A 15,401-nucleotide genomic window follows, 5' to 3' on the forward strand; every position below is an offset into this window, starting at 1 on the left:
GGAGCGGTTTTTAGCTTGGTGACCAACAAAGAGATTAGTCTTTGCTGTTACCAAAACCGGCGTTGAGCAATTCAGCCAGGTTAGCAGTCGCTTCATCCGCACTAACTTGCGGAACCACTGGTGCTTCACCTTGTGCTTTACGGCGCATACGATCCTGATGATAAGCGTAACCGGTACCGGCTGGGATCAGACGGCCCACGATCACGTTTTCTTTCAGGCCACGCAGTTCATCACGTTTACCGGCAACTGCCGCTTCAGTAAGAACGCGCGTGGTTTCCTGGAATGAAGCCGCAGAGATGAAGGACTCGGTCGCCAAGGATGCCTTGGTGATACCCAGCAGGTCACGGGTGAATGTGGCCTCGATTTTGCCTTCAGCTGCCAGCTTACGGTTAGCGATTTTAACGCGAGACATTTCTGCCTGCTCGCCTTCCAGGAAGTCGGTGCTACCTGCATCAACGATGGTGCCTTTACGCAGCATCTGACGAACGATAACTTCAATGTGTTTATCGTTAATCTTAACACCTTGCAGGCGGTAAACTTCCTGCACTTCGTTGGTGATGTAGCGGGTAACCGCGTGAACGCCACGCAGACGCAGAATGTCGTGTGGAGATTCTGGGCCGTCGGAAACCACGTCACCGCGTTCTACAACTTCACCTTCGAACACGTTGAGCTGACGCCATTTCGGAATCATCTCTTCGTATGCATCGCTACCATCCAACGGTGAAATTACCAGACGGCGTTTGCCTTTGGTCTCTTTACCGAACGAGATGATCCCGCTGATTTCAGCCAAGATTGCTGGCTCTTTCGGACGACGTGCTTCGAACAAGTCAGCAACACGTGGCAGACCACCGGTAATATCCTTGGTACCGCTTGATTCCTGAGGAATACGCGCCAGGGTATCACCTGCACCGATCTGAATGCCGTCTTCCAGCTGAACAATCGCTTTACCTGGCAGGAAGTATTGAGCAGGCATATCAGTACCTGGGATCAATACGTCATCGCCTTTGGCATCAACGATTTTCAGTGCCGGACGCAGGTCTTTACCGCTACCAGTACGCTCTGCGCTGTCCAGTACAACCAGAGAAGACAAACCAGTCAGTTCGTCGGTCTGGCGTGTAATGGTCTGGCCGTCAACCATGTCCGCGAAGCGAATGAAACCGCTCACTTCGGTCACAACTGGCATGATGTGCGGATCCCAGTTAGCAACGGTTTCGCCGCCCTGGACTTCTGCGCCATCGCCTTTAGCCATTACAGCACCGTAAGGCACTTTGTAGCTTTCTTTAGTACGGCCGAATTCGTCAATCAGTTTCAGCTCGGTATTACGAGAAGTAATAACCAGCTTGCCCGCTGCATTGGTAACGAACTTGACGTTGCTCAGTTTCAAGCTGCCTTTGTTCTTAACCTGAATGCTGGACTCTGCTGCCGCACGAGATGCCGCACCACCGATGTGGAACGTACGCATCGTAAGCTGGGTACCCGGCTCACCGATGGACTGTGCTGCAATAACACCAACTGCTTCACCTTTGTTGATGATGTGGCCACGTGCCAGGTCGCGACCATAGCAATTAGCACACACACCGAAGTCAGTTTCACAGCTTACTACGGAGCGAACTTTAACGCTGTCGACGGAGTTTTCTTCTAACAGATCACACCATTTTTCGTCCAGCAGGGTGTTACGCGGAACCAGAATATCAGCCGTACCCGGCTTGATAACTTCTTCTGCGGTCACACGACCCAGTACGCGATCACGCAGTGGCTCTTTAACATCACCACCTTCGATAACCGGGGTCATCACGATACCGTTATGGGTACCACAATCGTCTTCAGTCACCACCAGATCCTGTGCCACGTCAACTAAACGACGGGTCAGGTAACCGGAGTTCGCAGTTTTCAATGCAGTATCCGCCAAACCTTTACGCGCACCGTGGGTTGAGATGAAGTACTGAAGTACGTTCAAACCTTCACGGAAGTTCGCGGTGATTGGCGTTTCAATGATCGAGCCATCTGGCTTAGCCATCAGGCCACGCATCCCTGCCAGCTGACGAATCTGTGCTGCAGAACCACGCGCACCGGAGTCGGCCATCATAAAGATGCTGTTGAAAGAAACCTGCTGTTCGACAACGCCGTCACGGTTGACAACATCTTCAACAGACAAGTTATCCATCATCGCCTTGGCAACACGTTCGTTAGCCGCGGCCCAGATATCGATCACTTTGTTATAACGTTCACCTGCAGTTACCAGACCGGATTGGAACTGCTCCTGAATCTCGGCAACTTCAGTTTCAGCTTCTTCGATGATCCCTGCTTTCGCTTCTGGGATAACCATGTCATCGATACCTACAGAGGCGCCTGAGCGTGCTGCGTAAGCAAAACCGGTGTACATGATCTGGTCAGCAAAGATAACCGTTGGCTTCAAGCCCAGGATGCGGTAACAAGTGTTCAGCATCTTGGAGATGGCTTTCTTGCCCAGCGGCTGGTTAACGATAGAGTAAGGCAGGCCTTTCGGGACGATCATCCACAAAATAGCACGGCCTACAGTCGTATCGATGATGCTGGTACGCGAAGTGCTTTCGCCTTCAGTATTACGAATTTCTTCAGTAATACGGACTTTTACTCGAGCATGCAAAGATGCCAAGCCAGCGCGATAAATACGCTCAGCTTCTTTCGGGCCAGTCAGTACCATGCCTTCGCCTTTGGCGTTAACACAGTCACGGGTCATGTAATACAGACCCAATACAACGTCCTGAGAAGGAACGATGATTGGCTCGCCGTTCGCTGGTGACAGGATGTTGTTGGTCGACATCATCAACGCACGCGCTTCTAACTGAGCTTCCAGTGTCAGCGGTACGTGAACAGCCATTTGGTCACCATCGAAGTCGGCGTTATATGCCGCACAAACCAGTGGGTGCAACTGGATTGCTTTACCTTCGATCAGAACCGGTTCAAACGCCTGGATACCCAAACGGTGAAGGGTTGGTGCACGGTTCAGCAGCACTGGGTGTTCGCGGATAACTTCATCCAGGATATCCCAAACAACCGCTTCTTCACGCTCAACCATCTTCTTGGCCGCTTTAATGGTGGTAGCGAGACCACGCAATTCCAGCTTGCCGTAGATGAACGGTTTGAACAGCTCGAGAGCCATTTTCTTCGGCAGACCGCACTGATGCAGACGCAGGTATGGACCAACGGTAATAACCGAACGGCCTGAGTAGTCAACACGTTTACCCAGCAAGTTCTGACGGAAACGACCTTGCTTACCTTTGATCATGTCAGCCAGTGACTTCAACGGACGCTTGTTAGAGCCGGTAATCGCACGACCACGACGGCCGTTATCCAGCAATGCATCTACTGCTTCTTGCAGCATACGCTTTTCGTTGCGCACGATGATGTCAGGAGCTGCCAAGTCCAGCAGGCGCTTCAGACGGTTGTTACGGTTGATCACGCGACGATACAAATCGTTCAGATCAGAAGTCGCAAAGCGACCGCCATCCAATGGAACCAATGGACGCAAGTCTGGTGGCAATACCGGCAGCACGGTCAGGATCATCCACTCTGGCTTGTTGCCAGATTGTACGAACGCTTCCAGCAGCTTGATACGCTTGGTCAGCTTCTTACGCTTGGTTTCAGAATTTGTTTCGTTCAATTCTTCGCGCAGGATCTCGCACTCAGCTTCCAGATCCATGTTTTTCAACAGGGCTTGAATAGCCTCGGCGCCCATTTTCGCGTCGAACTCATCACCAAACTCTTCCAACGCATCCAGATACTGCTCTTCAGTCAGGATCTGACGACGTTCCAGGTTGGTCATGCCGCCTTCGATAACCACATAGGATTCGAAGTACAGTACACGTTCGATGTCACGTAATGGCATATCCAGCAACAAACCGATGCGCGAAGGCAAGGATTTCAGGAACCAGATGTGCGCAGTTGGAGACGCCAGTTCGATGTGACCCATACGCTCACGGCGTACTTTGGTTTGAGTCACTTCAACGCCGCATTTCTCACAAATAACACCGCGGTGTTTCAAACGCTTGTACTTACCGCACAGGCATTCGTAATCTTTTACTGGGCCAAAGATACGGGCGCAGAAAAGGCCGTCACGTTCTGGTTTGAACGTACGGTAGTTAATGGTTTCCGGCTTTTTAACTTCACCGAACGACCATGAACGGATCATGTCTGGCGAGGCCAGAGCAATTTTGATCGCATCAAACTCTTCGGTCTTAGTTTGCGCTTTCAGAAACTTTAATAAGTCTTTCACGGATTGGCTCCTGTCGGAGTTAGACCTGATAGGCGCCCAAACCTAAGAATATAAAAACCTCGGTTTGAGCGCCCCTGTGACCAGTGCGAACCACCAGTAAACCCCCGGCTATGAGAGTTTACCGTCTGGTGAAGATTTACTCTTCTTCCAGCTCGATATTGATGCCCAGCGAGCGGATTTCTTTCAACAATACGTTGAAGGACTCCGGCATGCCTGGTTCCATACGGTGATCGCCATCCACGATGTTTTTGTACATCTTGGTACGGCCGTTTACATCGTCGGACTTGACGGTAAGCATTTCCTGCAATGTGTACGCGGCGCCATAAGCTTCCAACGCCCACACTTCCATCTCACCGAAGCGCTGACCACCGAACTGAGCTTTACCACCCAGCGGCTGCTGAGTAACCAAGCTGTAAGAACCGGTAGAACGCGCATGCATCTTGTCATCAACCAAGTGGTTCAGTTTCAGCATGTACATGTAGCCGACAGTAACCTGGCGCTCGAACTGCTCACCGGTACGGCCGTCAAACAGAGTAATCTGACCAGAAGTTGGCAGGCCACCCAGCTGTAACAGTTCCTTGATTTCTTTCTCTGTCGCACCATCGAAGACTGGTGTTGCGATTGGCATACCTTTTTTCAGGTTCTCAGCCAGACGCAATACTTCATCATCGGTGAAGGTGCTCAGATCAACTTTCTGACAAACGTTGTCGCCCAGATCGTAGGCTTTCTGGATAAACTCACGCAGTTTGGCAACTTCTTCCTGCTTCTTCAGCATGGCGTTGATTTTCTCGCCAATACCTTTCGCTGCCATCCCCAAATGGGTTTCCAAAATCTGACCGATGTTCATACGCGATGGTACGCCCAGCGGGTTCAGAACGATGTCTACCGGCGTACCGTTTTCATCGTAAGGCATATCTTCGATCGGGTTAATCTTAGAGATAACACCTTTGTTACCGTGACGACCGGCCATTTTGTCACCTGGTTGAATCTGACGTTTAACGGCCAGATACACCTTGACGATCTTCAGCACGCCTGGTGCCAAATCATCACCTTGGGTGATTTTACGACGCTTGGCATCCATCTTCTTCTCGAATTCGGATTTCATTTCGTCGTACTGCTCAGCCAACTGTTCCAGTTGGTTTTGCTTGTCTTCGTCAGTCAGGCCCAGTTCGAGCCAACGGTCACGTGGTAATTTGCTCAGCTTGTCAGCTTCGATGCCACCGGAAACCAGTACTGCATGGATACGTGCAAACAGGCCAGCTTCCAGGATCTGCAATTCTTCAGTCAGGTCTTTCTTAGCCTGCTTCAGTTGCATCTCTTCGATTTCCAACGCACGCTTGTCTTTTTCTACGCCATCGCGAGTAAAGACCTGCACGTCGATAACCGTACCGGAAACACCGTTTGGTACACGCAGAGAAGAGTCTTTAACATCAGACGCTTTCTCACCGAAGATCGCACGTAACAGTTTCTCTTCTGGGGTCAGTTGGGTTTCACCTTTAGGTGTTACCTTACCAACCAGAATGTCACCGCCAGTCACTTCAGCACCGATATACACGATACCGGATTCATCCAATTTGGAGAGCGCAGCTTCACCCACGTTCGGGATGTCAGCAGTGATCTCTTCAGGCCCTAACTTGGTGTCACGAGACACACATGCCAGTTCTTGAATGTGGATGGTAGTGAAGCGATCTTCTTGCACCACGCGCTCGGAGACCAAGATGGAGTCTTCGAAGTTGTAACCGTTCCAAGGCATGAACGCTACGCGCATGTTCTGACCTAATGCCAGTTCGCCCAAGTCTGTTGATGGGCCATCTGCCAGCACGTCGCCGCGCTCGATTGGCTCACCCAGATTCACACACGGCATCTGGTTGATACAGGTGTTCTGGTTAGAACGGGTGTATTTGGTCAGGTTATAAATATCAATACCTGCTTCGCCCGGATACATTTCGTCTTCGTTAACTTTAATCACGATACGGGATGCATCTACGTATTGAACTGTACCGCCACGTTTGGCTACAGAGGTTACCCCTGAGTCAACCGCTACTGCACGTTCCATACCGGTACCCACCAACGGCTTATCAGCACGCAGAGTAGGAACCGCCTGACGTTGCATGTTCGCACCCATCAAGGCGCGGTTGGCGTCATCGTGTTCCAAGAATGGAATCAGAGAAGCACCAACGGACACCACCTGTTGAGTGGAAACGTCCATGTAGTCAACTTGATCGCGGCTGAACAGGCTGGATTCGCCTTTGCTACGACAAGTGACTAAGTCTTCAATGAAGCGGCCGTCTTCGTCCAGGTTGGAGTTCGCCTGAGCGATAACGAAGTTGCCTTCTTCAATTGCAGACAGATAGTTGATTTCATCAGTCACCACACCGTCACGCACGCGACGATACGGAGTTTCCAGGAAACCATACTCATTGGTCTGCGCGTACACAGACAAGGAGTTGATCAGACCGATGTTTGGACCTTCTGGCGTTTCGATTGGACATACACGACCGTAGTGAGTCGGGTGTACGTCTCGAACTTCAAAGCCAGCACGTTCACGGGTCAAACCGCCCGGGCCCAATGCAGAAATACGACGCTTATGCGTGATTTCAGACAGCGGGTTGTTCTGGTCCATAAATTGTGACAACTGGCTGGAACCAAAGAACTCTTTCACCGCAGCAGAAATTGGCTTGGCGTTGATCATGTCCTGAGGCATCAGCGTATCGAGGTCGCCCAGAGACAAACGCTCTTTAACTGCACGCTCAACACGAACCAGACCTACACGGAACTGGTTTTCAGCCATTTCACCAACGGAACGAATACGACGGTTGCCTAAGTGGTCGATATCATCCACTTCGCCTTTACCGTTGCGGATATCGATGAGCTTTTTCATCACTTCTGTGATGTCTTCTTTGCTCAGGATACCGGAACCTTCGATCTCGTCACGCAACAGTGAACGGTTGAACTTCATCCGGCCAACCGCAGACAAATCATAGCGGTCTTCAGAGAAGAACAGGTTTTCAAACAGATTTTCAGCTGCTTCACGTGTTGGCGGCTCACCAGGACGCATCATGCGGTAGATCTCAACCAAAGCGCTCAGACGATCGCTGGTTGGGTCAACACGCAGGGTCTCGGAGATATAAGCACCGTGATCCAAGTCGTTGGTGAACAATGTTTCGATTTGCTTGTGACCAGACTGGCTCAGCTTAGCAAGCAAATCCAGTGACAGCTCCATGTTAGCTGCACAGATAAGCTCACCGGTGTTCTCATCGATGTAGTCTTTAGCGACCACTTTACCAGCAATGTATTCAACTGGAACTTCGATGCGATCAATGCCGTCTTTTTCAAGCTGGCGAATATGACGTGCAGTAATACGGCGCGCTTTCTCGACGTAAACTTTGCCATTCGCTTCAATATCAAAGGATGCCGTTTCACCGCGCAGACGCTCTGGAACCAATTCCATCTGCAGCTTGTTGTCACGAATCTCAAAGACCACTTTGTCAAAGAACAGATCCAAGATCTGTGTAGTGGTGAAATTCAATGCACGCAGAATGATGGTTGCCGGCAACTTACGACGACGGTCAATACGGACAAACAGGTTGTCTTTCGGGTCAAACTCGAAATCTAACCATGAACCGCGGTAAGGGATGATACGTGCGTTATACAGCACTTTACCCGAGGAATGGGTTTTACCCTTATCACTGTCAAAGAATACGCCAGGACTACGGTGCAGCTGAGATACGATAACCCTCTCAGTACCGTTAATGACAAAGGTACCGTTCTCGGTCATGAGTGGAATTTCACCCATGTAGACTTCTTGTTCTTTGATGTCTTTAACCGTACCTTCCGGAGCTTCGCGCTCATAGATTACCAGACGCAGTTTAACGCGCAGCGGTGCGGAATAAGTCACACCACGGATCTGGCACTCTTTGACGTCAAATACTGGCTCACCAAGACGGTAGCTAACGTATTGCAGCTCCGAATTGCCGCTGTAGCTCTGGATTGGAAAAACAGAACGGAATGCTGCTTCTAGGCCGTGCTGCCCTTCGGGATCTTGCTCGATAAATTTCTGGAACGAGTCAAGTTGGATAGAAAGGAGATAAGGTATATCCAAAACTTGTGGACGTTTACCAAAATCCTTACGAATACGTTTTTTCTCGGTATAGGAGTAAACCATAGGGTTCCTCAGCTCGCTGAAAAGTCGACCCACTCTGTCTGCCCTGAACGAGGACAGGTCATGCAACACTATTATTTAGAATGAGAAGTCGAAACACTTCTCGGAATACTCTTTTCTATCACTCTTAAACCATTTCATCGCGTTACTTTGACTACCGAGCTACCCGAGTGGGTCGTAGCTGAGAACGCAGTATATTAAGTCGTCAATAGAAAGGAATATTAGGGGTTAGTTAGCCGCTAAACAGTGTGAAATGCGACTAACGCCCTACAGCGCAAAAAGGCTGATGACTAAAAAGTCACCAGCCATCAGCCTATAAGTTAGGCTGCGAACTCAAAGCTTAACTTACTTGATCTCAACAGAAGCACCAGCTTCTTCCAGAGATTTTTTCAGAGACTCAGCTTCGTCTTTGTTCACGCCTTCTTTCAGAACTGCAGGTGCGGATTCAACCAGGTCTTTAGCTTCTTTCAAGCCCAGGCCAGTTGCGCCGCGAACAGCTTTGATTACTGCAACTTTGTTGTCGCCGAATGAAGCCAGAACAACGTTGAATTCAGTTTGTTCTTCTACAGCTTCAGCAGCAGCAGCAGGACCTGCAGCAACAGCAGCAGCTGAAACGCCGAATTTCTCTTCCATAGCAGAGATCAGTTCAACGATTTCCATTACAGACAGAGCTGCAACGCCTTCCAGAATTTGGTCTTTAGTGATAGTTGACATAACAAGTGTTCCTAAAATACAGAAATAGTTTATACGTTAAAAAGCAATGACTTAAAAGGTGAGGGCGAATTACGCCGCTTCAGCTTCTTTCTGGTCACGCAGCGCAGCCAATGTACGAACCAATTTGCCAGCAGCGGCTTCTTTCATGGTTCCCATCAGACGTGCGATTGCTTCTTCGTAGGTTGGCAGAGTTGCCAGGCGGTCGATCTGAGCCGCAGGGATTAACTCGCCTTCAAAGGCTGCTGCTTTAACCTCGAATTTTGCATTATCTTTAGCAAATGCTTTGAACAGACGAGCAGCTGCGCCCGGGTGTTCAGAAGAGAATGCAATCAAGGTTGGACCAACAAACGTGTCTTTCAGGCATTCGAACGGAGTGCCTTCAACAATGCGACGCAGCAAGGTGTTACGAACAACTTGCATGTGAACGCCAGCTTCACGACCTGCTTTACGCAGTTCAGTCATTTTATCAACGGTAACGCCACGAGAATCCGCAACAACCGCAGACAGCGCACCTTTGGCTACTTCTTTAACTTCAGCAACAATCGCTTGTTTGCCTTGAAGATTTAGTGCCATTAGTTCTTGCTCCTGGATTAACCGGGGATTAATTCCCCGGAACTCACGTCACCCAATACATTACTCAATTGCAATGAACGGGCGTTGAAACACGGTGAGCAGAATCCAGCAAAGAGTATTTTTTAAAAAAATGTCTTCAGGTTCTGTCACCGTCTACGCAGGAAATTAAGTGTTTTACAACACACCTGCGGTCTTGGACGGAGGCTTGGATAAGGCCAAGCTCCAACCGAAAAATTCTGTTTTCTGCTGAGAAAAAAAACACCATCAACAGAAGCATGGGCGTAAGATTCTAGACAAACCTTACGCCCACGTAAAGCGATAAAAGCAAATAGTGATTAGTTCACTACTGCTGTCAGGCCGCTTTGATCAATAGCAACGCCGGCGCCCATGGTAGTGGACAGGCTGATTTTCTTGATATAAACGCCTTTCGCTGTAGCTGGTTTAGCACGCTTCAGCGCAACAATCAGTGATTCTAAGTTTTCTCTCAATTTCTCTGAATCGAAATCAACTTTACCAATTGTTGTGTGGATAATACCGTTTTTATCGTTGCGATAACGAACCTGACCTGCTTTAGCATTCTTAACTGCTTCAGCAACGTTAGGAGTAACAGTACCCACTTTAGGGTTAGGCATCAGGCCACGTGGACCCAAGATTTGGCCCAATTGACCAACAACGCGCATTGCATCCGGGGAAGCAATAACAACGTCGAAGTTCATTTCGCCTTTCTTGATTTGGTCAGCCAGATCTTCCATACCTACCAATTCAGCGCCAGCTTCTTTCGCAGCTTCAGCGTTTGCACCCTGAGCGAAAACAGCAACGCGTACTGAACGGCCAGTACCGTGTGGCAACACAGTTGCACCACGAACGTTCTGGTCAGATTTACGTGCGTCGATACCGAGGTTAACGGCAACATCAACACTTTCTACGAATTTAGCAGTAGCCAGCTCTTTCAGCAGGGCAACAGCTTCGTTGATATCGTATTGCTTAGTAACATCAACTTTGTCACGGATCACGCGCATGCGCTTGGTCAGCTTAGCCATTTATTAACCCTCCACTACCAGGCCCATGGAACGAGCAGTACCTTCAATTGAACGCATCATGTCGTCAATTGAAGCACCAGTCATATCCGCAGCTTTGGTTTCTGCGATTTCACGAACCTGAGCACTGGTCACAGTCCCTACTTTGTCTTTGTTCGGCTTGCCAGAACCAGACTTAATACCTGCCGCTTTTTTCAGCAGAACTGCTGCTGGCGGGGTTTTAGTAACGAAAGTGAATGAGCGGTCAGAATAAACAGTAATAACAACAGGGATCGGCAGGCCTTTTTCAATGCTTTCAGTCTTAGCATTGAACGCTTTACAGAATTCCATGATGTTAACACCCTGCTGACCCAATGCTGGGCCAACTGGTGGACTTGGGTTCGCCATACCAGCTGCAACTTGCAGCTTGACATAGGCTTGTACTTTCTTAGCCATTTACGATTTCCTCGATTTGGGTAGTATCGCCTCGCGTTCGAGGCTCCCCGTGTTTTGTCTCGCTATTATTTGCTATGAAATAAGTTGCCACGGATGACAAAAAGCAAGACATATAAAAACAAAAGGCGCGAAATTATATTGTAATTTCGCGCCTAAGACAAGACTCAAATTTCAACCGATGGCGAAAAATGAATCAGCCTTTTTCTACCTGACTGAAGTCCAGTTCGACCGGAGTTGCACGGCCAAAGATGGAAACAGACACTTTCAAGCGGCTCTTTTCGTAGTCCACTTCTTCAACAACACCGTTGAAGTCTGCAAACGGACCATCGCTAACACGAACCAACTCGCCTGGCTCAAACAGTGTTTTAGGACGTGGTTTATCACCCACTTGTTGAAGACGATTCATAATCGCATCAACTTCTTTATCACTGATTGGTGCCGGACGATCGGATGTACCACCGATAAAGCCCATTACACGTGGCACGCTACGCACTAAGTGCCAGCTGGCATCGTTCATCACCATCTGAACCAGTACATAGCCTGGGAAGAATTTACGCTCACTCTTACGACGTTGACCGCCACGAATTTCGACGACTTCTTCCGTTGGAACCATGACTTCGCCAAACAGCTCTTCCATGTCATGTAACTTGATATGCTCGCGCAGCGATTGAGCTACGCGGCCTTCAAAACCGGAAAACGCCTGAACGACGTACCAACGTTTTTTTGGTGCTTCAGACATCTTAGAACCTCAGGCCAGTAATAAATGATACCAGGCGGACCAGAATACCATCCAGCCCCCATAGAATCAGTGACATTACAGCAGTTACTGCCGCAACGATTAACGTTGTGTGCAGAGTTTCCTGACGGGTAGGCCAAATCACTTTACGCACTTCCGTGCGTGCTTCACGAGCAAACGCTACAGTGGCTTTGCCTTTTGCCGTCATCAATGCAACAGCACCGGCAACAGCGATAATTACTACAACTGCCAACGCGCGCAGCGGCAGGCTGAAATCACGGTAATAATAATTGCCAACTATAGCTGCAACTAACAGTACAGCAACGATTAGCCATTTAGCCGTTTCCAGGCCGCGTCCGCTCCCTGGAGCCTCGGTATTCGCACTCATAAACCAACCTGTCACTATGATTCAGAACAAACAACTTTGCTTCGCACCGCAAAGCAAACCAAGCCGAAGGATGCTCTAGAAACTCTCTAATCGGCACCACTCAGCACTATTCGCCGTACTTCCAGAGCCCATCTCACCAGTAATTATGATGAAAAAACCACTGATGAGATAGGTTCTAGTATGACAACGTAGAAAAAGGGCATCAAATGATGCCCTTTTATCGCATGTCGCGTCAAATCTTATTCAATGACTTTAGCAACAACGCCAGCACCTACAGTACGACCGCCTTCACGAATTGCGAAGCGCAGGCCGTCATCCATTGCAATAGGAGCAATCAGGTTAACAATCATTTGAATGTTATCACCTGGCATCACCATTTCAACGCCTTCTGGCAATTCAATAGTACCGGTTACGTCAGTTGTACGGAAGTAGAACTGAGGACGGTAGCCTTTGAAGAACGGAGTATGACGGCCGCCTTCATCTTTGCTCAGAATATAAACTTCTGATTCAAATTTGGTGTGTGGTTTGATAGAGCCTGGTTTTGCAAGAACTTGACCACGTTCGATCTCTTCACGTTTGATACCACGCAGCAGAACACCCACGTTCTCACCAGCACGGCCTTCGTCCAGCAGTTTGCGGAACATTTCAACGCCAGTACAAGTAGATTTAACAGTATCTTTCAGGCCAACAATTTCGACTTCTTCGCCGACTTTAACGATACCGCGCTCTACACGCCCCGTGACAACAGTACCACGGCCTGAGATAGAGAAAACGTCTTCGATTGGCAGCAAGAACGGCTTATCGATAGCACGCACTGGTTCAGGGATATAAGAATCCAGGTAACCAGCCAGTTCGAGAATTTTGGCTTCCCACTCAGGTTCGCCTTCCAATGCTTTCAGCGCTGAGCCACGAACAACCGGTGTATCATCGCCAGGGAAGTCGTAGGTAGACAGAAGATCACGCACTTCCATTTCTACCAGTTCCAGCAGCTCTTCATCATCAACCATGTCACATTTGTTCATGAACACGATGATGTAAGGAACACCAACCTGACGACCTAAAAGGATGTGTTCACGAGTCTGTGGCATTGGGCCATCAGTTGCAGCAACAACCAGAATAGCGCCATCCATCTGAGCAGCACCGGTTATCATGTTTTTTACGTAGTCGGCGTGCCCTGGGCAGTCAACGTGCGCATAGTGACGTGCCGGGGTGTCATATTCAACATGAGATGTGTTGATGGTGATACCACGCGCCTTCTCTTCCGGAGCGTTGTCAATCTGGTCGAATGCACGAGCACTCCCGCCGTAGGTTTTAGCCAGAACGGTGGTGATTGCAGCAGTTAGGGTAGTTTTACCATGGTCAACGTGGCCGATAGTACCCACATTAACGTGCGGTTTTGTACGTTCAAACTTTTCTTTAGACATCGATTATCCCTCTAAGACACGGAATCGGTGGTTTCACCACATCAACCAAGCGCATGCTTGCTGAATCCATAACACAGGAAGAAAATCAGGGGGACGAGAGAATGAGACGTGGTGCTGATAGGCAGATTCGAACTGCCGACCTCACCCTTACCAAGGGTGCGCTCTACCAACTGAGCCATATCAGCACATCTTGGAGCGGGCAGTGGGAATCGAACCCACATCATCAGCTTGGAAGGCTGAGGTAATAGCCATTATACGATGCCCGCATCTTAGAACTCGGCTACCTGACTTAATCTGCAGAAACTTGAAAGGAAGGGCTTGGCCACTTCACTCTTCATCGAGAGCGCTACTCTCGCCTTGAGTGTATGTTGGGAGTTCGGTCTTCTGAATCACCCTGAGACTCAAGGTTAAATATGGTGGTGGGGGAAGGATTCGAACCTTCGAAGTCGATGACGGCAGATTTACAGTCTGCTCCCTTTGGCCGCTCGGGAACCCCACCTAATTTTTAATACTTGAATGGTGCCGGCACCAAGAGTCGAACTCGGGACCTACTGATTACAAGTCAGTTGCTCTACCAACTGAGCTATGCCGGCATCAAGTGCAGCGCATTCTAGGTAGAGTGGGCTTATGATGCAACAAAAAAATCGCATAACTTGCCCTTTCGCTCATAAAACAGCCGTTTTTTAAGCGCCAGATGTATTATTGACCAAGGTCAGCTTAATTCACACTCAGAATTTTGGTTATTCTAACCCATCCTACCAAGCCGTCTCATATCTTATTGCCGGATAATTTTATCCTCCACAGCACCAAAATGAAGAAAACGCCCCATTAGAGTGCATCGACACAAAAAATAGTGCTCCAATTCTGATAATCACACGGTTACATATTTGGCTTGTTTATTGCTTAAATTTATTGCTTAAAAGTAAATATATGCGCAGACCGGTAGTCGGAAAGGAGTTTTATCATGAAAATAGTCTTACTTAATGCAGCGACATTGCCTATATATCGGACTGAACTGGCACATTTGCTGATAGATGCCGTATCTCACGGGGCTTCAATAGGTTACAGCTCACATGCTCTTTCACAAGATGAGGCCGAAAACTACTACCACAGCCTTCGACCGGCCATCACTAAGGGTTCGTTACTATTGTGGATAGCACGTGATGACATCGGGATTGTGGGCACTATCCAATTAGATCTGTGCCAAAAGCCGAATGGTTTAAATCGAGCTGAAGTACAAAAGTTATTAGTTCATAGTCGTAGCCGACGTGCCGGGATTGGACATAAATTGATTATTGCGCTGGAGAATACCGCGGTTCAACTTCGCCGCGGATTACTCTATCTCGATACCGAAGCAGGTTCCCCAGCAGAATCTTTTTACCGTGCGCAAGGATACAGATGTATGGGGGAAATTCCTGATTATGCCTGCACGCCTGATGGTTGCTATCATCCAACTGCTATTTATTTCAAACGATTATTCGCAGTGAATCAAACACATACGGCTATAGCGAGTTAGTAATGCCAAATGCAATCAAACATAAGGCCATGACCTGACTAATTGATTGGAATAGCAACACACATCAAAGAAATCACTCACTAAATACAAAAATGTCTACGCCAAAAAGCAAGCTGCCTATAATATGCAGCTTGTTTCTTATCTGGAGTTGGCGTCCAGCG

Annotated in this window: 10 protein-coding genes and 4 tRNA genes; 1 reads left to right on the forward strand and 13 read right to left on the reverse strand. The window is 48.8% G+C overall.

Annotated features, from left to right (window positions below; genetic code table 11):
• Window positions 1-34: 34 nt before the first annotated feature.
• The 13 genes from rpoC to F0T03_RS19820 all read right to left on the reverse strand — a co-directional run bounded on the left by rpoC (window position 35) and on the right by F0T03_RS19820 (window position 14,317).
• Window positions 35-4,255, reverse strand: coding sequence for a DNA-directed RNA polymerase subunit beta' (rpoC, locus tag F0T03_RS19760; RefSeq protein ID WP_145553662.1), 4,221 nt, complete (start codon window positions 4,253-4,255; stop codon window positions 35-37).
• 136 nt (window positions 4,256-4,391) lie between these two features.
• Window positions 4,392-8,420: a DNA-directed RNA polymerase subunit beta gene (gene rpoB / locus F0T03_RS19765; RefSeq protein WP_145511431.1), complete on the reverse strand. Its 4,029-nt coding sequence runs from the start codon at window positions 8,418-8,420 to the stop codon at window positions 4,392-4,394.
• Window positions 8,421-8,762: 342 nt separating this feature from the next.
• Complete coding sequence (gene rplL, locus F0T03_RS19770; RefSeq protein ID WP_004876762.1) at window positions 8,763-9,131, reverse strand: 50S ribosomal protein L7/L12; 369 nt, start codon at window positions 9,129-9,131, stop codon at window positions 8,763-8,765.
• Window positions 9,132-9,200: 69 nt separating this feature from the next.
• Complete coding sequence (rplJ, locus tag F0T03_RS19775; RefSeq protein WP_004393386.1) at window positions 9,201-9,704, reverse strand: 50S ribosomal protein L10; 504 nt, start codon at window positions 9,702-9,704, stop codon at window positions 9,201-9,203.
• 335 nt (window positions 9,705-10,039) lie between these two features.
• Entirely contained in the window at window positions 10,040-10,744 is a 705-nt protein-coding gene (rplA, locus tag F0T03_RS19780) for a 50S ribosomal protein L1 (protein ID WP_004876758.1), read from the reverse strand.
• A 3-nt stretch (window positions 10,745-10,747) separates the two neighbouring features.
• A complete protein-coding gene (rplK, locus tag F0T03_RS19785) occupies window positions 10,748-11,176 on the reverse strand; it encodes a 50S ribosomal protein L11 (protein ID WP_004393384.1) in 429 nt (142 codons plus the stop codon).
• A gap of 193 nt (window positions 11,177-11,369) precedes the next feature.
• Window positions 11,370-11,915, reverse strand: coding sequence for a transcription termination/antitermination protein NusG (nusG, locus tag F0T03_RS19790; protein WP_002210671.1), 546 nt, complete (start codon window positions 11,913-11,915; stop codon window positions 11,370-11,372).
• 1 nt (window position 11,916) lies between these two features.
• Window positions 11,917-12,300: a preprotein translocase subunit SecE gene (secE, locus tag F0T03_RS19795; protein ID WP_004704671.1), complete on the reverse strand. Its 384-nt coding sequence runs from the start codon at window positions 12,298-12,300 to the stop codon at window positions 11,917-11,919.
• 239 nt (window positions 12,301-12,539) lie between these two features.
• Window positions 12,540-13,724: an elongation factor Tu gene (tuf, locus tag F0T03_RS19800; RefSeq protein WP_145553661.1), complete on the reverse strand. Its 1,185-nt coding sequence runs from the start codon at window positions 13,722-13,724 to the stop codon at window positions 12,540-12,542.
• Between the two features lie 109 nt (window positions 13,725-13,833).
• Window positions 13,834-13,909: transfer RNA gene (locus F0T03_RS19805), tRNA-Thr, on the reverse strand.
• Window positions 13,910-13,915: 6 nt separating this feature from the next.
• A tRNA-Gly gene (locus F0T03_RS19810) sits at window positions 13,916-13,990 on the reverse strand.
• 148 nt (window positions 13,991-14,138) lie between these two features.
• A tRNA-Tyr gene (locus F0T03_RS19815) sits at window positions 14,139-14,223 on the reverse strand.
• Window positions 14,224-14,241: 18 nt separating this feature from the next.
• Window positions 14,242-14,317 (reverse strand) — tRNA-Thr (locus F0T03_RS19820).
• A 371-nt stretch (window positions 14,318-14,688) separates the two neighbouring features.
• Here F0T03_RS19820 and F0T03_RS19825 point away from each other — a divergent pair.
• On the forward strand, window positions 14,689-15,240 hold the full coding sequence (locus F0T03_RS19825; protein WP_159680232.1) for a GNAT family N-acetyltransferase: 552 nt from the start codon (window positions 14,689-14,691) through the stop codon (window positions 15,238-15,240).
• The last annotated feature ends 161 nt before the right edge of the window (window positions 15,241-15,401 follow it).

This window comes from Yersinia canariae, assembly GCF_009831415.1.
GTDB classification, from domain to species: domain Bacteria; phylum Pseudomonadota; class Gammaproteobacteria; order Enterobacterales; family Enterobacteriaceae; genus Yersinia; species Yersinia canariae.